The following is an 18,554-nucleotide window of genomic DNA, read 5'->3' as shown; positions in this document are numbered from 1 at the left end:
GAAATCTGGGGCGGGTTCTATTACCAAAAAATAGACAACAAAATACACTTTTTCCTCTGAATACTTGTGCTTATACCAATTACCAAAAGTAATGCTATACTTAGGTGAAACTTCAATTATTAAGTCATTAACACAGGCCCATGGAACCTTTTTGATAATTAGCACCCCAGGAGCGTGTTAATTATTTATGTTTTTACTTCTCGCCCACTCCCCCACTCCCCTACTCAAGAAAGTGTAGAAAAGTTTTTGAGAAATGGTATTAAACCCGCCCCCTATTTCGGGAAAATCTCAACTTAATTCCAAATATTTATCGTATCAATTTATCAAAATAGAAATTAAATATACTTCTTTTGCAGTGAATTTCTCACTAAACTTGGGATGTCAGAAGGTCGTTTTGCTACTGGTATTTTAACTGCTTCAAAAGCTGCAATTTTACTTTCAATCTCACCATTATAATCATATTTTTCACCAGCAACCCTAGCACTAATTAAACTATTAGCATGACTATAATTCTGATTTATGGGAGAATAAGTACCAGAAATATAAGCAACTACAGGTTTATCAATTGTTTCTGAAATATAAGAAGCTGCTATTTCTTCACTTGCACCCTCAACCTCTCCTATCAAAACAATTAACTCTGTACGCTCATCCTCATCTAATATTTGTAACCACTGGAGAAAAGAAGAACCAACAATTGGATCGCAACCAAGACTCACAGAAATAGACTGCCCCAACCTTGACTTTGTTAGTTCCCAGGCAACTTCATAAGTAAGAGTATTACTGCGACTGATAATACCAATTGGACCTGGAGTATAAAACTGAGTCGGATGAGTACCTACTAACAACCGATCTGGTACAATAATACCCGCACAGTTAGGTCCAACAATCAGAGTTTCTGTAGCCTCAGCTTTTCTCAATAGCTTGACCATATCTAGGGGAGGCACCCCTTCTGTAACAATCACAATTTGTTTAAGACCCGAAGCGATCGCCTCTAAAGCAGCATCCAATACCTGATAAGCAGGCATAACTATCACCGTGGTATCAATTATACCCACCTTTGCCACTGCTTGCTCTACCAAACTAAAAACAGGAATACCATGCCATTCTTTTCCCCCTTCTCCAGGACTAATACCCGCTACCACATTTGTGCCACAAGACTTCATCATTAAGGCTATCTGGGTAGATATTTTTTCTGTCACACCCTGAACTATGACTTTGCTATCTTGAGTTAAATTCATCTTAAATAATTGATAATTGATAATGGATAATTGATAATTGATATAGCAATTCCCACAGTTATGAAGTACAGTTATTTTTCTTATTTTCTACTTCCCTACTCCCTACTCCCTACTCCCTTCTTTCGATAGAGAAACAGCCTTATTAACTGCATCCTCTAAGTTTTCCATAACCTCTACTGGTAGACCTGATAAACGTTCCCTAGCTCTGCTAATTCTACCTCCTAATAAACGCAGTACAAACGAATTTTTTTTCTGGTCTATACTTTTGAAATTATTCAAATATTCATATATTATAGTAATCAACTCATCGCTTGTCTGAACTATACCTATAACATTTATCAAAACTACCTTAACATTTTCTTTTTTACTAACTAAATCCAAAGCAGTAAACATTTGCGATCGCAAACTATCCTTTACTTCCAAATAATCACCCAACTTAATATTAAGAAAATTAGCTGGTTTTCCCTGAGCTTGCATGACCAAATCAACAGTAGTCATTGTTAAACCTTCACCATTGCATAAAATCCCTATATTCCCCTGTAATTCTGTCAATTTCAGTCGATAATCTGGAATTATTTTTTCACTACTAAGACCATTAATATTACTCGTCACCAAAGCCGAATTGTTATCTATTCCCTTTAATTGTTCCTGTTGAATTTCATGATTATTACTAATATTTTTGCCAACTAAACTCACCAAATCTGGATGACGACCTAGAGCATAATCATTAACACTAACCTTACCATCTAAAGCCATTACTTCTCCTCTCGGACTAATACCAAGAGGATTAATTTCTACCAAATCTAAATCCTTTTCAACAAATAATTGATACATTTTTTCTACTATATGGCTCACTGATTCTATCAGTTTTCCTTGCAGTCCAATTTTTACCATTAAACGACGTGCATAAAAAGGGGAAAATTCTTGATTAACAACCACCTGCTGCATATTTTTCATAGCTGTTTCTGTATCAATACCCCCTTGTGCTGAACCAAGAAGTACAGGGCGACGTACTATTGGGTCTAAAACAACTGCCAAATATAATTCCTGGTCAGCATTATATTTTGCCTCTGCCAACAAAACTTCTGGATACTCATCTTTAATTGGCAAATTAAAAATTGTCTGAGCTGCTGCCACAGCATCAATTGTATTTTCAACAAATTTAATTCCGCCTAAACTATTTCTTTCCCCAGTATGAACTTGAGACTTAAGTACCACTGGATAGGGTATTTTTAATCTTTTTAAATCTTTAGGATAATCTATTCTTTGAGATGGCAAAACAGGTATTCCCATCTCACTAAACAATGCCTTTGCTTGATATTCTAATAAATCCATATCCACTTAATCTTTGATTTGCTCTAGTTCATAATTTTTTGGGAGATTTCATTTGAGCATTCCCAAGATTTTGATAAATTTTGCAGCTATACTTGACAACTGATAACTGATAACTGAAATTACCAAATACTTGCAGATAAAATAGTCATTAATAATGCTAAGTTTCTTAATATTATTGAAGGAGTATAATAATTCCTATCACCCATAAATTGCTCCATCAATCATCCAGTTTTTCCAATTTTTTTTGATCCTTTGAGCTTTTTCTAGCAATTGAATTTTTATAACTCATTTTTGTTATGGACATCAAAAAATAAACATCATTCAAGTATAGCAATTCTTAACCTTAACAATTGTTATGCCTATAACTTTGACTACAACTATTTTTATTCAATCATAGCAATTTGCGGGCATATTTGCTACAAATAGAGAAGTAATTATCACAATTAAATCTTTATTTTCTCTATTTTCTCTATTTTTTATGTCTCTGTTCCCTTTTCCTAGTTAAGCTGTTCCTAATAACTACAGTTTTGTAGCATTGTTTAATCTAATTTTTGTAACAGAAAACTGAAATTTCACAACTTAGAAATATATAGTCATTTCACTTTAGATTGAGACAAAGCTTCCTTGCTATGAGGGAGTTTCAGACGAAAAAACGTCTCATTTTTAAGTTAAACTACTATAATTGCTATATAAACTGCCATATTAATCTGTTAAAGACATTATCAATAGCTATAGCCACTTGTAAAATCACTATCAAAACAAGTCAGAAGTCATAAGTTAGGAGTCAGGAGTTGTTTTGGTAATAGGAATTTTGAGCAACCCTCCAAAAACATTTCGCCAATCAAGGGGGGGGGTTGCGCGACCCAATCCTGTTTGATAATAAATAATAAGCGTTCTACTAATAGTTGATTTATTAAGTAAATATTAAAAAGTTTAATCCCTTGCTAGATTTTGGTTTTGTGAGTTATGCTTCATTGGAGCATAAATTCCTGAGAGCTAGGTATAGCGCTACACGCAACTCAGAAATTATAAGTCAGAAGTCATTTCTAAACTGAGGAGAGAGAATTTAGTAGTGTCCTAAACTTTGCTTCGACTGCTATAAAATCCGACTTTTCCTGTGGAATGGAGAGTTAACAGCTAAGTTAACAAAGCAGCTCTAAACTTACCCCAACCCTAAGGTTGCCAGGGAAGCATTTGCAGAGTATCTCTTTAGGACAGCAATCTCCCAAAATACAATTTTGAGCTTTAGCAACTCCATTCCTGCTTCTATGAGACCCAAAGACTACACTCTGTAAAGTTATTATTGACCAAAAAATAAGGTCTCAAGCCTCCCCTTTTAAGGGGATGAAAAAAATAAACTTCAGTATTTCAAGCCTCTGGGTTTAGCCAGAGGTACTGTTAATTGATAACTGTTAACTGTTAACTGATAACTGATAACTGAAATGACCTAGGCTAATTCTGCTTGGGAACTCTACCTATTGATCCACATTGTTTTCTAAATTAAGAACAGCATTAAAGTCTATGTCCATTTAAAAATCACATTCTGCAAATTTATAAAGCCTCAACTAAAAAAGCATTTTCTATTTATGCCCACAGTGAGAAAATATTTGAGAACTTGGGTAAAATCTATATGCTTTAGTAGTTATACCGATTTATTTTAAGGATGTCACAAACAGTTTCAAACTTTAAAATGTCAAATAATTGCCTGAAACTATTGTATTGTCAAAATTTTTAGTAATCGCAAATATAACTTCTGACTTATAACTTCCGACTTCTGACTTCCATGAAACGGTACTATCCCCAACTGTTAACTTTCCCCATCACCTCTATGAACCGTTTTTACCCATTTTAGTCGCTTAGGTAATATAGACATTCGACCAATCGTAACACCCATAACCACAAACCAATGCAACATATAAAAAGTTCCCCGCACACTTTCTAGGAAAGTCACAAATAAAGACAATGGATGTTCTTTTCTCAAAGCCAACTCCATTCCCTTTTCCTCTTGTGCTAAACTTCTTTCTCGTTTCCGAGTTCGACGTAAACCAATAAACATTCCTAACAAGGACACCATCACAGTAAACACAGCTAAGGGACTGGTTATTGGTAAACGACGTAAGATTATTGACATCAAAAAATCAGGGACAGCAGCAACTGATATTAGATATTGTGTTACCAAAAATTGCCATAAGTCCCAAGTTTTACCAAATCTCATCCGGTTACGCAAAATCAATTTCCAGTAGTCTAGATAGCGCTGATATCCTCCTTCGGCCCATCGGGAACGTTGATGCCACAAAGCTATAGAGTTAGTCACTCCTTCTTCCATTACCGCTGGAAAAGCCATAAAATCTATATCCCATTGATTTAGATGTAGACGAATAGTTAAATCTAAATCATCAGTAATAGTTTCTTCATTCCACCCACCACATTCTTCTAAAGCATTCAGACGCACGAACTGGCCATTTCCTCTCAGTTCTCCAATCCCACCAATGGCAATTCGCTGTTCCTGAAAAAAACCATCTAGGACCATTTCTGAAGATTGTCCCTTTGTCCAAAAATTTAGACCTGAATTAGCGATCGCTTTTCTTACTTGTACTGCTCCTACTTTTTCCCTATCAAAAAGTGGTGCTACCTTTCGGAGTAAATCGGGTGTTACCTCTGCATCTGCATCAAATACTCCTACAATTTCTCCCCTCACAAAAGGTACAGCAGTATTTAGAGCGCCTGACTTACCACCCCCAGCATCTGGACCTCTTCTAATCACTTTTAGCTGTTGATATTCCTGAGACAACTTTTCTAACAATACAGGGGTACTATCTGTACTATTGTCATCTATTACCCACAGCTCATAATTATTAGTAGGATAATCCAAAGCACAGATATTTTTTACCAATTTGCTAATTACAGCTTCTTCGTTTTTAGCTGCTACTAACAGAGATATATAAGGCCATTGTGCTAAATTTTCTTCTGATAGAGGTTTTGGAGCTAGTTTTGGTTTAGCAAATAGTATTCTCAAAAGTTGAACTGATAGTAAACCTGTCAAACCCAGAATTATCCAGTATCCCCAGGACAGCAAATGCAGGATGATAGTAGTAGTCCAGATCAGCGATAGCATAAATGCTGCTTTACGTCTACGACCACGACCATCGTAAATATTCTGATGACTGAGCTTTGTTTCGACAACTTCCGTTTCTTGCTCTATTTGGTTAGTATCTGAACTTTTCTGTTGTTCTGATGCCTGATAATTTTGCTGTTCATTATCTGAGTCATGGTTTTGATAAATTTGGGTTTCCTGATAGTAATCGTTTTTTGGCCAAGAACTGTCGGGCATAATTCAACTAATCTTAAAAGATCCAACCACTAATAATTTTCTTATGTTTAAGAGACTAACCTAATTCTGCCTTAAAAAACTATAAAGATGGTCTTTTTACCTCTGGAGTCTAGGTTTAGAGGAGTTTTGGGTTGAGAATTTTAGTTTTTGATAATTTCAGGACTTACATCTCTTTATAGTTGTAAGCTAATCTATATATTAGATGCTATAGGGGTCTGTCAACTTGGAAATAATAGATAAATTTTTGTAAGCTTGATTTAGGGGTAATTCTGGGGTAATTCTTTTGACAATTGGTTAGTTGTCAAAACTATTTTTACAGATTAATAGTTATTTTTTCATATATCTAGTGTTGTGCTTAAGTGATAAATTTGTTGGAATGATTTGATTTCTAGGAATGGGAAAGTTACTCTCATCCAATAGCTTGATCTAATAGCAAATCTCATGCATTGTTGCTAAATCTCCTTGGGAGTAGGTCGGAGGAAGTATGGTTATTAGACATAAGATATCTTGGCTTAATGCCGATAATCATTAAAAAAATGACTGAAGCTTACTTATTACTTAATAACTGAAGTATTGATCAAGTCTAATATTCTTTTTGGAAATTGCTATAGGGTTTCTCAAGCTTATGAGGTACATAAGCTCTTTAATTTCTTTTCTATTCCCAGTTAAGTGTTCCCTCAAACCTAGAATTTTGTACTTCACCAAGATGGGAATTGCTATATAAGACATAGTTACTCTTTTTAATCTTTATCCCCAAATCTGCTATATCCTGATTTTCAGCTATCATTATTTAATTCAATCTATAATAGGAATTTCATAAAATATTGCTACGGTCACGAAATAAAGAATATCGGTTCTGGGTTATAGGTGATATAAGTATGGAAAAAAGAGACGAAAAAAGGTTTAATTTTTACAATTTATCGAAGGTCTAATCTGACTTGTTCAGCAATTAAAAATTTTAATGTCGGCGACGGTGGTTTGGGTAGCATTCAGCAGGAAAACAATTCCCTATCCTTAAAAAAGAGAGGATTGACGCAAAGGAAAAATTTTTCTTTTATCTTGGTAGATTGGATATACTGCTCTAACACTCTTTTGCAGATCCACTCCGCAATTTAAGTCGGCGACAAGGCGAAGTGGGTTTGCGTTTTGCTGGTGCAAAACGACCGCTTTTTTTCATTTAAAGGGGTGAATTCTCAGACTTTAATAACATAAGAGAATTCTAGGATGATAGCTATATCAGCTCAGATCTGAAATATAATCATTATACATATACTTGCTAAATTTCCTAGTTATATAAACAGAAAAAAACTAGGTTTTGATGGATAGTATTTATTACGGAGATTATAGAATAGGATGCCACAAATTAATCAATTAAAGCCAGCCGAAAAGGGAGAAATAGCTGTTTATGCTCCATATTACACAGAAAAAAGACGTAAATATTTAGGTCATGCTATTAGCCTATACAAACAAAAAAATTTAGAAGGAGCAAGAAATATAGAAGGAGGCGAAAATATTCCTTTTGTTATTACCTGGAATGTTTCTATATTACCTGCAGACATAACTCGTTGCAGAATGCAGTTTGATGGTAATCAAGAACTCAGCTATGAAATTATGATGGCTAGTTATGAGTTTGTTGATTTTTTAATCGATGTCTTACTGAATTATAACAGAACTCGCATAATTGATTTTTCTAAGACTTTCTACGGAAAGTTACTCCGCTACGAGTAATTGAGGTTTGAGAGTCACTTCTAAGACTAACCCTTGAAAATAATATTTCACCTTACTCCTAACTTTGGACCTATTGTACTAAATCCACTATAATGTTTGTTATATATCCTGAAAAAAGATTTTATAGCACTACCCATTATGGTTAGGACATTGATAAATGCTCAAACGAGCGTCAGGGATTATTTTTGACTTTTGAAGGCATGACTTTTGACTTGCCCGTACCGCTATATATCCTAGGTTGGAGATATAAACAGGAATACTTGCCCTAAAAATGCGATAATTTCCAAAAGTTCATTAATTGCAGGAGTGAGGATGTGCCAAAATCTGCAAATTATTTGCTAATTGGATCGACTGAACCTTACAGTGGCAAGTCTACAATTACTTTAGGAGTAGCCCATGAGTTACAAGGGCAAGGTATAAGTATTGCCTATGGAAAACCTGTGGGAAACTGTTTAACTCCAACATCTATTCCGACAGATGCTGATGTGCAGTTTATAACTGACACTCTCAAGCTTTCAGAAAATGGTATTCGACCAACTTTGTTGATGCTGGACGAAAGTACCATAGATAAGCGGTTGCTGGGAGAAGACAAAACAGATTATCAAAAATCTCTAGCCCAATATTTACAGGTAAAGGGAGAAGCTTTAGTAATATTAGAGGGACCTAGTAACTTAGATGAGGGTAGTCTGTTTGAATTATCACTGCCACAAGTTGCCGAAGTTCTTCATGCTTCTGTAATTTTGGTAACTCGTCCAAATTCACATTCTTATATAGACTCTTTACTCTCAGCTAAACAACGTTTAGGTAGTTCTCTTCTAGGTGTAGTTATTAATGATGTCCCAATAGTAGCACAAGAAACAGTAACTAAAGTAGTAAAACCTTTTCTGGAAGCAAGGAATATACCTGTATTAGGAATATTGCCTAGAAGCAGTCTCCTACGCAGTGTCACAGTTGAAGAATTAGTTAAGCAATTAAAAGCTCAGGTGCTTTGTCGCCCTGACCGCCTGAATTTAATGGTAGAAAGCTTGACTATTGGTGCAATGAATGTTAGTGCAGCGATCAAATATTTCCGTAAGGCTACAAATATGGCAGTAGTTACGGGGGGCGATCGGACAGACATTCAGCTAGCAGCTTTAGAAACTTCAACCCATTGTCTAATTTTAACTGGGCAACTTCCACCTGATGAGTTAGTGCTGCGTCGTGCGGAGGATGTAGAAGTACCTGTTTTGTCAGTGGACTATGATACCCTATCTACTGTGGAAATTATAGATCGAACCTTTGGTAGTGTTCGTCTACATGAACCTGTCAAAGTAGAATGTGTTAAAAGACTAATGGCACAAAATTTTGATTTTGAACGCTTGTTCAATCATTTTCAGCTAGGAACATAGCGAAGAAATTATTGGTCTTGATTTCAGATACCATGAAAACCCATTGGTATAACCTTGGGTAATGCTAACCAACAAACAGGTTTGGCATCTAATTGGCATTTCATCAAATATCCAAACCTCACTACGGTTATACTGACTGTCAAATATAACTGTTAAGATCCTTGCTTTCTGGGGGTCTTCAGTTGGGTAGCAGTTAGATGATAAGTTTACTGTAGTGAGACTATTGGTTTGATAGTCGAAACGATTGATGACCCCAAACATTTATTTTCTAATATCTACTCTTGGTTTATGAACTGAGAGCTAGGATAGCCCCATCTCTATCAAATCAATGTCCTACCTGTTGTCCATTGCGTGATAATCTGGCAAGTCCATTCCTATATAAAGACCCTTTTAATCCAGGGGGTACTATACCGGAAATAATGGGAAGGGGAGTAAGGGGAAATTCTCAGGCTGGTTGTTCCAAAGCTTTTGCACATCCTGATGTTTCTATATGATTAATTTTTTGGACTCAATTGTGATTTTTCCTACAAAATATAATGTACAAAAATATATTTAATTGCTATAATCCCTTTGGCAGTTTTATTACATATAGATAAAATCTTTGAGTCAATCAATTGATATACCCAAGGTAGATGATTTTTTACAGGAACTTTTAGCAATCCAACAAACAGGTTCTAAAAGAATTGCTGTGTTGGGTTCTCGTCATGTTCCTATTACTCATCAACAATTAATTGAGTTGGTAAGTTATGCTTTGGTATTAGGTTCAAATCATATTATTACATCAGGTGCAACAGGTACTAATTTAGCAGCAGTTCGAGGTGCAATGAGGGGTGACCCTAATTTGGTTACGGTTATTTTACCTCAAAGTCTGAAACGGCAACCAAGAGAATCTCGCCAAGAATTGGAGAAGGTCATTCATTTGGTGGAAAATCCTAAAAATGATCAATTATCTTTAGCTGAAGCAAGTTCTATTTGTAACCAAGAAATTGTTTCTCGATGCCAACAGTTGATTTGTTTTGCTTTTCACGAAAGTCATACTTTATTGAAGACTTGTCAAGATGCAGAAGAACAACGTAAAGTAGTAACTTTGTTCTACCTAGATTAATTTTCCTAAAAAAATGAGTTTGTTGGAGTTACCAGCACCATCTATTTTACTTGATGCCATCGTAATAGGAGCAATCCTAGTTTACGCACCTTTTTTAGTAGTAGCCTACGGTCGTGTTAAAGTAGGCTATGATTTGGGTGCGCCTCGTGCTTTGTTTGAGAAATTGCCTGATTATGCTAAGAGGGCAACTTGGGCACATCAAAATTCTTTTGAAACTTTTCTTTTATTTGCAACAGCTTCTTTTATGGCTTATTTGACAGAACAAGATTCTGTGTTAGCTATAGGAGCAGCAGTAGCTTTTGTGATTGGACGATTTTTTTATTCGATCTTTTATATTTTGGATGTACCTATAGGGCGATCGCTCATGTTTGTTATTAGTTCTTCTGGTACAGCTATTTTGTTTATTCTAAGTTTAATTAGTGTCAATAGTTAGACTTCTTCCAGAACTCAGGGAATAGGGAACAGGAAGTCAATAGGATCTGTAATTAATTTGGCATAGGAACTTAGGAATTTTTATTAAGTACAATCAAAATAATATCTAATAAAAGTTATGGCATCTACATCATCATTTGATATAGTTAGCGATTTTGATAGACAAGAATTAGTGAATGCTATAGACCAAGCAGAGCGAGAAATTAAAGCTCGCTATGACTTGAAAGATTCTAATACAACATTAGAATTAGGCGAAGATACTATTACGATTAATACGAGTAGTCAATTTAGTTTAGATGCGGTTCATACTGTTTTACAAACTAAGGCAGCTAAACGGAATTTATCGTTAAAGATATTTGATTTTGGTAAAGTTGAATCTGCTAGTGGCAGTAGAGTTAGACAAGAAGTTAAGCTGCAAAAAGGTATTAGTCAAGAAAATGCTAAAAAAATTACTAAGTTAATTAAGGATGAATTTAAAAAAATTCAAGCATCTATTCAAGGTGATGCTGTGAGAGTTTCTGGTAAGTCTAAAGATGAATTACAAACAGTAATGCAAAGGTTAAAAGCAGAAGATTTTCCCATGCCATTACAATTTACTAATTATCGTTAGAAGAGGGAGTAGGGAGTAGGGAGTAGGGAGTAGGGAATAGGGAATAGGGAATAGGGAATAGGGAGTAAGGGAGTAAGGGAGTAGAGGAGTAAGGGAGTGGGGGAGTAGGGAACAAACAAAAAATATTTACTCTCCTCTAAATTCCAATTTCTTCTAACTTCTGAGTCCTAATCTTACCAAAATATTTTTTGAATAAATTCTAATTAATCATCAGGAAATTGCCAACAAGAAATACGCTCAATATGGGTACTATTGCAATTAGGGCATATTTTTTCCCAGGATGAATCTACCCATTCATATTCACAGCTATGACAATGACAAAATATATTATTAAGATTAGCGTCTTGAATTTTTTTCTGCCAGGCTTGCAATAGAGAAGTATCTTCTTGTTTGTTATTTTTTGACATTTTTATACATTTAACACAAATCTTTTTTTAGCGTTACTGAACTAAGGGATTAATCTTTGTATTTCCTCTTTCTCTAAAACTATAATTCCAATGGGTAAATAAAATATATATAATTCCTCCCACACTCCCTAATTCATCCAGCAAATATGCAAGCCCTTTTTTTCTGCCTATCCAGATTTAATTTCCCTTGCCCTTTCCCAACTTTTATTAGCCTCTTCCATCAAACCCAAATCTCTCAAAACATTTCCTTTCTCATTCCAACCATCATAAAAATTAGACTTAATTTCTAATGCCTTGTCATAGCAATTAACTGCTTCTGTCAAATTTCCCAAACTAACCAAAAAATTAGCCTTATTATACCAAGCTAAATAATAATTTCCCTTAATTTCTAAAGCTTTATCACAACTAGATAGCGCCTCCTCCCATCTCCCCAATTTTCCCAAAGCTTCAGCACGGTTATTCCAAGCCAAATAATCATCAGACTTAATTTCTAAAGCCTTGTCATGGCTGGCGATGGCTTCAGACCATCTTTCTAACTGTACCAATGCCTTGCCTCGATTGTACCAAACTTGATGATAATTAGGCTTCAAAGCCAAAGCACTTTCCCAACTATCAACTGCTCCAGCTAAATCTCCAGCTTTTGCTTGCTCCAAACCTAACTGAGCAAATATTTCCGAACTTTGCTCGGCAGACTGTTGTTGATTTTCCACTCCCACCCCAAGCTGACTAACCATTGCTTGAATAACTACTCTTGGGTCGCTAGTCTGTATACCTAACTGTTGCGCAACAGTTGCTAATAAATTAGGATTTTCCTGAAGCTTAACTACTAAATTTTCCAAAGCTTCATTTTCTTGATTTTCTGTTAAAGATGGTTGAGGAGGAGGGGAGACACCAGCATCAGGTCCATCATATTCCCAAATTGCTCCACTATCATCCCGACTTAAAAGTTCACTACCAATATTATTAGCCAGATTTCCTAGAGATTGTAGAGAAGGGAGCGATCGAGTCAAGTGAGCAAACCTAACCATTCTCTGAGCTAACTGATCATTAGGTTTCGGGGATGCTAATAATCTTTCTCCAAATCGTTTTAGCCATTCCTCCCAAAGTTCAGGTTTACCTCGTTCTCCCAGGTCGTCAAAAAAATTCTTTACTCTTTCGGAAGACCAACCTTGAGCAATACCTTCTAAAAGTTGACCGAACAGAAAATCATAATCTGTATCTGTTAAAGGTGGGAGAGACTGAGATAGTGGTTGAGTTTCTGAAGGGTTAGTTTGGACTTGAGAGAATAATCCTAAAAATTTTTCCCATAAACTTTTCAGCCATTGCCAAATTCTGCGAACCATTGGTTTGATTAATTAAAATCTTCCTTTCAAAGTATAAACTTTTATTATATTGTAGTATGGTATGGAAGGAAACGAAGAATGCCAGCAAAATGCTTTTAGCCCAACAACTCGAAAACTTGGTACAACAAATGACTAGGCTAGAAAATGAGGAGATTACACTTCCCATATTAATTTCTAGCATGATGATACCTTCCACATTGACGACAAAATATTTTATTACAGTTGTTTATGGAAATGATTCTGATGCTACAAATAATATAACTTTGCTGGCTTCAAGATTATATGATGTCACTTGGCTTTCATCTATATCCCTCTACTTATGTAGCCATCCGAAACTATATTGCGGAAAAACGCAATATTCTTATTCCTTTGGGTGATGTAACAAAGCCACCTGAAAAGAAGAAAAGAGAAGAGTTGTTTGAGATGCTAAAGGTTGACGTTAATGAAACAGGAAAGGTTTTTACGCCTAAGAAAAAGTATGAGTATGATGTAGGATGTCCTAAAATTTTGTCTACTAAAGAACGTATTTGGAAGGAGGCAAAATTTAATGATATCAGAGATAGATTTATTATTATTCCTACAGTAGAATTTATTAAAGATTTTGATGTTGACTATGATTATACACCTTTATTCAAAGCTCGTGAAGAATTTTGGTTGTCCACAGCTAGTGAGTTTGAGCAAAATTTGAAGTTGGTTGAAGGTGTTCATAGGCAGTTAATAGCTACGATGGCAGCAATCTATGATATCTCTTTATCAGAGGCAGTAGATAAAGTATCTATTTATCAAGAATTCGTAAAAAAATACTTATAATTGGCTATATTTGCCCCTAATCAAAAAAGGAAAATATATTTAATTCACTATTTAATTCACCTACTAGGCTAGATTTTGAGAAGGATTTGAGAAAATTCCTTAGAACTGTAGCGCTATAGTTTTGATTTATCTATACTTCAGATTCAATTCCTAATCAAAAAAGGAAAGGATATTTAATTGACTGAGTCAGGTAAATGTTGATAATTCCTCCAGAAAAATACTCATAACTGTAGCGCTATAGTTTTTTTCTATCTATCTCACTGTATGTGGATTAAATATCTAATCAAAAAAGGAAAAGATATTTAATTCAATCACGAGAGTAAATCTTCAGAAAAAATCTCGAAAAATACTCATAACTGTAGCGCTATAGTTTTTTTTCTATCTATCTCACTGTATGTGGATTAAATATCTAATCAAAAAAGAATAAACTTCAATATTTCAAGGTCATGGCTTCAGCCCAATGTACTGATAACTGATTGGTCATAACTGAAATAACCAACTTTTAGATGGGTAATAGAAAACTGAAAAATCATCCATTACCCATTAAAAAACTCTTAAAGACTAGACATCACTTCTTTTGCAGCAGCCAAAGTCCGGTCAATATCCTCCTCAGTATGCGCTAAAGAAGTAAACCCTGCCTCAAACTGAGAAGGAGCCAAATAAATTCCACGCTCCAACATTCCTCGGTGGAACTTGCTAAACTTACTCAAATCCGACTTTTTCGCATCATCATAATTGTGAACAGGTCCTTGATGGAAAAACATACCAAACATTGCACTAATATGCCCGCCACAAATAGGAAGACCAATTTCTTTTCCAATAGCCAATAACCCGTCAGCAAGTTTCTGAGTAATCTTGTTTAATTGCTCATAAGTACCTGGTTTATGCAGCAATTCCAGAGTCTTAATACCAGCAGTCATAGCCAGAGGATTACCAGAAAGAGTACCCGCTTGATACATCGGACCTGCTGGAGCAACCATCGACATAATATCCTGACGACCGCCATAAGCTCCCACAGGTAGACCACCACCAATAATTTTGCCTAAAGTTGTCAAATCTGGAGTAACATTAAATTTTTCCTGAGCGCCACCATAAGCAATACGAAATCCAGTCATCACTTCATCAAACACAAGTAACGCACCGTTATCCTGGGTAATCATCCGTAACCCTTCCAAGAAACCTGCATCTGGTGTAATAAATCCAGAGTTACCAACTACAGGTTCCAGGATAACACCAGAAATTTGGTCAGGGTTCTCGGCAAATAGTTGCTTAACTGCCTCCAAATCATTGTAAGGAGCAGTTAAAGTATTGCTAGTTACAGACTTAGGTACTCCAGGAGAATCTGGTAAACCTAGAGTTGCCACACCAGAGCCAGCTTTCACAAGAAACATATCAGCGTGGCCATGATAACAACCTTCAAATTTAATTACTTTATCTCTACCTGTAAAAGCTCGCATCAAACGCAGTACAGCCATACAAGCTTCTGTACCAGAGTTGACAAAGCGGACCATTTCGATGCTTGGTACCGCATCAATAACCATTTCAGCCAAAGTATTTTCTAAAGCACAGGGGGCGCCAAAACTTGTGCCTTTTTCCAAAACTTCTTTCAGAGCATTTAATACTTCTGGGTGAGCATGACCACAGATAGCAGGTCCCCAAGTGCCAACATAGTCAATATATTGGTTGCCATCAACATCCCAAATGTAAGCTCCCTTAACCCGATCAAATACAATTGGTTGGCCACCAACAGATTTGAATGCTCTGACCGGAGAACTAACTCCCCCTGGCATGAGTTTTTGAGCTGCTGCAAAAATTTCTTCGGATTTAGTGGTATTAAGTGTAGTAACTACCAATTTTAGTCTCCTGAATTTGTGTTTATTTCAATCCCAATATGGGGATTTTATATTATCACCAAATTAATATAAACCTATATCTATAATTTGGTTAATTGTATCATTGGAGTGAGTGTATATTTACAGTAAATTTTGGAGAATTATGAAGGGATTTTTTGACAATTTATTTATTTTATGATAAAAGCCAAAAACAAATTAAAATTTAAGATTAAACATTCAGAAAATACTTAAAAGATATCCTAAACTCCGAATATACAAACAAATTTTTTGGGGCACATAATGTCTATCTCCCAACCAGTAGGTTTAGGTCAATTGATTCCAGTGGAGCAGGTTCGTTATAATGAACAGGGACTTGTACCCGCTATTATTCAAGATTATTTAGATGGTACAGTTTTGATGATGGCCTGGATGAACCAGGAATCATTACAAAAAACTCTAGAAACTGGGCAAACTTGGTTTTGGAGTCGTTCTCGGCAAGAATTTTGGCATAAGGGTGCAACTTCTGGTCATCTTCAGAATATTAAATGGATGCGCTACGACTGTGATAGCGATACTTTATTAGTAGGAGTGGATCAGGTGGGGGATATTGCTTGTCATAAAGGGGAAAGGAGTTGTTTTCATCAGGTGGATGGAGAGGTTGTGAAGCCACCAGCAGATATGTTATCTCAAGTTTTTGATGTAATTAGCGATCGCCGTGACCATCCCCAGGAGGGTTCTTATACTTGTAAGTTATTTGCTGGAGGAGATAATAAAATTCTTAAGAAAATTGGGGAAGAGTCGGCAGAGGTGGTAATGGCTTGTAAGGATGATGAGAAAGAGGCGATCGCTTCGGAAGCGGCCGACTTATTTTACCATACTTTAGTGGCTCTAGCACATCATAATGTTGAGTTACGAGATGTGTATCGGAAGTTGGATGAACGTAGACCAAAAAATAAATACTATAAATAAGTAGCGTTGCTCATTTTGGGTGTGAAAAAATGCTGGAAAGCTATAAAATTTATTGATTGTCTTACAAAATCATACATTAATTGACGAATGCCAAATAACTTTGCTATATCCGCAGTTGGATAAATGCAGACCCAAAAATTAATGGTAAGACTTAGGCAGTACAAAGTATTTTTGTCATTGCGACAGACAGGGTAGCAATCTCAAATTCTAGTTTTTCCTACATCATGGGTAAGTCCTGAATGGTTTAAATAAACTTAAATCTTACCCTAGAATGAATGTAGTCTAAAACTGATTAAAGCGGTTTCCTATTTGTGATAGCTAAACTAAATATACAAGAAATCTATGAACTTGACTTTACCATCTCAATATCAAAGTTTCTTACCCCGCTTTTACAAACTTGCCAGTATTAGCGTTTTTTCTAATATGATGGTTCCCTTAGCTGGTTTATGTGATAGTGCGTTTCTAGGTCATTTAAACGACCTACGGTACTTGGCAGGGGTAATTTTAGCTACTATTTTATTTGACTATCTGTATCGAATTTTAAAATTTTTGCGGACAAGTACAAATGCTATTACCTCCGAAGCTGTGGGACGAGAGGATAATAAAGATATTTTGCTGGCAGCTTTGCGGAGTGGAGCGATCGCCTTAGCCATAGGATTTACCATTCTACTGTTGCAATATCCCATCCAAAAACTGGGATTTGCAATTTTAGGTGGTTCTAGCACTATTGAAGCATCAGGAATTGAGTATTTCAACGCTCGTATTTTAGGCGCACCAGCAGTTTTACTAAATTTTGTTTTAATTGGTTGGTTTCTGGGAAGGGAAAAAAATTTCATTGTTTTACTAATGTCGTTAGTCGCTAATATTTCTAATGTAGCACTAGACTATGTATTTATATATCGTTGGCAATGGGCAAGTACCGGAGCAGGTTTAGCAACAGCAATAAGTCAAATTTTAGCATTATTAGTAGCCTTAATTGCCGTTGGACTTAGTATTAACTGGAAAGATATTCCTGTAGCGATCGCCGATTTTTTTGATCGTCAGGCGTTAAAAGCAACAATTGCTCTTAAAGGTAATATCTTGATTCGATTTTTAGTTCTAATTTCCACTTATTCCATATTTACAAATTTAAGTGCAGTTATAGGGACAAATATTTTAGTTGAAAACGGTTTACTTCTACAAATTGCTCTGTTAAGTCAATTTTCAATTCAGGGTATTGGGATGACTGTACAGACATTGATCGGAAACTTTAAAGGAAAAGGTGAGACAGAAAAAATCTTGCCCGTGTTCATTGTTGCCACACTTCACAGTATTCCCATAGCCTTAATTTTTGCTTCAGTTTCTTTCTTCTTTCCTGAAACTGTATTTGGACTACTCACAAATAGTAGTGAGATTAGTGCTTCAATCAATAGTTATACTCCTTGGTTATTTCCTTTGCTGGTCTCAACAGCGATCGCTTTTATGTTAGAAGGATACTTTATAGGTCTCAAACAAGGAAGGCAAATACGAAATTCTGTTTTAACTGCTTTTGGTTTGGGATTTTTACCATTAGCTCTCTATGCTTGGAGTATTATGAGTGCCCATCTCTTATGGGCTGCCCTGACATTATATATGCTAACCCTCATATTCACTCTGGGAGTCCAAGTAAATGTGCAGAAACTATTTTTGGCGTCAGAGGAAAATGTTGTTGCTCAAGGTGAGGGATGACAGTAAATATTGCTATAGTTTTCAATACCCATAAATCTCCAACAAGGTAAGCATTTCCTACGGAATGCTGCGCAAACAGCTGTCAGCTAGCCTCTTGCCTCCTGGGTCAGAGCTGCGCTTTTTCGTATAGGGAATGCTCCGCTTTCCATGTTGCTCCGCGTTAACGTTTGCGGAGCATTCCGGAACGGAAAGTTGTGCGGAACGCTAAACAGCTATCAGCTATAAGTTATTAACTCACTAATATGATGATCTTGTCAGAAGAAATTAGTCTTCAAGGAGAATTAAAAGTTATGACTAAAGGTATAGTCTTTTAACCTGA

General features: G+C 35.8%; 14 protein-coding genes. 8 read left to right on the top strand and 6 right to left on the bottom strand.

The features are described from left to right. Positions 1–335: 335 nt before the first annotated feature. The 3 genes from ACP6PK_RS01755 to ACP6PK_RS01745 all read right to left on the bottom strand — a co-directional run bounded on the left by ACP6PK_RS01755 (position 336) and on the right by ACP6PK_RS01745 (position 5,904). Positions 336–1,238, bottom strand: coding sequence for a succinate--CoA ligase subunit alpha (locus ACP6PK_RS01755; RefSeq protein WP_426557230.1), 903 nt, complete (start codon positions 1,236–1,238; stop codon positions 336–338). 102 nt (positions 1,239–1,340) lie between these two features. Continuing rightward, positions 1,341–2,573, bottom strand: a complete 1,233-nt coding sequence (locus ACP6PK_RS01750) for an ATP-grasp domain-containing protein (protein ID WP_426557228.1) — start codon at positions 2,571–2,573, stop codon at positions 1,341–1,343. A 1,807-nt stretch (positions 2,574–4,380) separates the two neighbouring features. Next, positions 4,381–5,904 (bottom strand): glycosyltransferase family 2 protein, encoded by a 1,524-nt coding sequence (locus tag ACP6PK_RS01745; RefSeq protein WP_426557226.1) that lies wholly within the window; start codon positions 5,902–5,904, stop codon positions 4,381–4,383. 1,353 nt (positions 5,905–7,257) lie between these two features. Between ACP6PK_RS01745 and ebsA the strand changes: the two genes are divergently transcribed. From ebsA to ACP6PK_RS01720, 5 genes are all read left to right on the top strand, one after another. Then, the gene (gene ebsA, locus ACP6PK_RS01740; protein WP_094678503.1) at positions 7,258–7,632 is read left to right on the top strand and encodes a type IV pilus biogenesis protein EbsA; all 375 of its coding nucleotides are present in this window, start codon (positions 7,258–7,260) and stop codon (positions 7,630–7,632) included. Between the two features lie 314 nt (positions 7,633–7,946). Continuing rightward, complete coding sequence (locus tag ACP6PK_RS01735; protein WP_094678505.1) at positions 7,947–9,020, top strand: phosphotransacetylase family protein; 1,074 nt, start codon at positions 7,947–7,949, stop codon at positions 9,018–9,020. 601 nt (positions 9,021–9,621) lie between these two features. Further along, complete coding sequence (locus tag ACP6PK_RS01730; protein ID WP_094678509.1) at positions 9,622–10,125, top strand: DNA recombination-mediator protein A; 504 nt, start codon at positions 9,622–9,624, stop codon at positions 10,123–10,125. Between the two features lie 13 nt (positions 10,126–10,138). After that, a complete protein-coding gene (locus ACP6PK_RS01725) occupies positions 10,139–10,558 on the top strand; it encodes an MAPEG family protein (protein ID WP_210407749.1) in 420 nt (139 codons plus the stop codon). A gap of 117 nt (positions 10,559–10,675) precedes the next feature. Continuing rightward, the gene (locus ACP6PK_RS01720; RefSeq protein WP_426557223.1) at positions 10,676–11,167 is read left to right on the top strand and encodes a YajQ family cyclic di-GMP-binding protein; all 492 of its coding nucleotides are present in this window, start codon (positions 10,676–10,678) and stop codon (positions 11,165–11,167) included. 203 nt (positions 11,168–11,370) lie between these two features. Here the strand turns inward: ACP6PK_RS01720 and ACP6PK_RS01715 are convergent, their stop codons facing one another. Next, on the bottom strand, positions 11,371–11,574 hold the full coding sequence (locus tag ACP6PK_RS01715; RefSeq protein ID WP_426557221.1) for a hypothetical protein: 204 nt from the start codon (positions 11,572–11,574) through the stop codon (positions 11,371–11,373). Between the two features lie 167 nt (positions 11,575–11,741). After that, the gene (locus ACP6PK_RS01710) at positions 11,742–12,917 is read right to left on the bottom strand and encodes a tetratricopeptide repeat protein (protein WP_426557219.1); all 1,176 of its coding nucleotides are present in this window, start codon (positions 12,915–12,917) and stop codon (positions 11,742–11,744) included. A 282-nt stretch (positions 12,918–13,199) separates the two neighbouring features. Here ACP6PK_RS01710 and ACP6PK_RS01705 point away from each other — a divergent pair, with 282 nt between their 5' ends. Then, entirely contained in the window at positions 13,200–13,727 is a 528-nt protein-coding gene (locus ACP6PK_RS01705) for a hypothetical protein (RefSeq protein WP_426557217.1), read from the top strand. 554 nt (positions 13,728–14,281) lie between these two features. Here the strand turns inward: ACP6PK_RS01705 and hemL are convergent. Continuing rightward, positions 14,282–15,580 carry a glutamate-1-semialdehyde 2,1-aminomutase gene (hemL, locus tag ACP6PK_RS01700; RefSeq protein ID WP_094678485.1) on the bottom strand — a complete coding sequence of 433 codons (1,299 nt, stop codon included), beginning with the start codon at positions 15,578–15,580 and terminating at the stop codon, positions 14,282–14,284. A gap of 279 nt (positions 15,581–15,859) precedes the next feature. Here hemL and hisIE point away from each other — a divergent pair, with 279 nt between their 5' ends. Both hisIE and gntT read left to right on the top strand, forming a co-directional pair. Then, positions 15,860–16,528 (top strand): bifunctional phosphoribosyl-AMP cyclohydrolase/phosphoribosyl-ATP diphosphatase HisIE, encoded by a 669-nt coding sequence (hisIE, locus tag ACP6PK_RS01695; protein ID WP_426557215.1) that lies wholly within the window; start codon positions 15,860–15,862, stop codon positions 16,526–16,528. A 342-nt stretch (positions 16,529–16,870) separates the two neighbouring features. After that, positions 16,871–18,235, top strand: a complete 1,365-nt coding sequence (gntT, locus tag ACP6PK_RS01690) for a guanitoxin biosynthesis MATE family efflux transporter GntT (protein ID WP_426557213.1) — start codon at positions 16,871–16,873, stop codon at positions 18,233–18,235. Positions 18,236–18,554 lie beyond the last annotated feature (319 nt).

This window comes from Dapis hubbardiae BLCC-M172, assembly GCF_050016015.1.
In the GTDB taxonomy this organism is placed as follows: Bacteria; Cyanobacteriota; Cyanobacteriia; order Cyanobacteriales; family Microcoleaceae; genus Trichodesmium.
Note: the sequence above shows the minus strand (reverse complement) of the source record. Positions and strands in the feature narration are given on the sequence as shown.

Bases quoted from the DNA above. Each gene is read 5' to 3' on its own strand.
- ACP6PK_RS01710 (WP_426557219.1), bottom strand. From the start codon at position 12,917: ATGGTTCGCAGAATTTGGCAATGGCTGAAAAGTTTATGGGAAAAATTT.
- ACP6PK_RS01725 (WP_210407749.1), top strand. From the start codon at position 10,139: ATGAGTTTGTTGGAGTTACCAGCACCATCTATTTTACTTGATGCCATC.
- ACP6PK_RS01745 (WP_426557226.1), bottom strand. From the start codon at position 5,904: ATGCCCGACAGTTCTTGGCCAAAAAACGATTACTATCAGGAAACCCAA.
- ACP6PK_RS01715 (WP_426557221.1), bottom strand. From the start codon at position 11,574: ATGTCAAAAAATAACAAACAAGAAGATACTTCTCTATTGCAAGCCTGG.
- hisIE (WP_426557215.1), top strand. From the start codon at position 15,860: ATGTCTATCTCCCAACCAGTAGGTTTAGGTCAATTGATTCCAGTGGAG.
- ebsA (WP_094678503.1), top strand. From the start codon at position 7,258: ATGCCACAAATTAATCAATTAAAGCCAGCCGAAAAGGGAGAAATAGCT.
- ACP6PK_RS01750 (WP_426557228.1), bottom strand. From the start codon at position 2,573: ATGGATTTATTAGAATATCAAGCAAAGGCATTGTTTAGTGAGATGGGA.
- gntT (WP_426557213.1), top strand. From the start codon at position 16,871: ATGAACTTGACTTTACCATCTCAATATCAAAGTTTCTTACCCCGCTTT.
- ACP6PK_RS01720 (WP_426557223.1), top strand. From the start codon at position 10,676: ATGGCATCTACATCATCATTTGATATAGTTAGCGATTTTGATAGACAA.
- ACP6PK_RS01755 (WP_426557230.1), bottom strand. From the start codon at position 1,238: ATGAATTTAACTCAAGATAGCAAAGTCATAGTTCAGGGTGTGACAGAA.
- ACP6PK_RS01705 (WP_426557217.1), top strand. From the start codon at position 13,200: ATGATGTCACTTGGCTTTCATCTATATCCCTCTACTTATGTAGCCATC.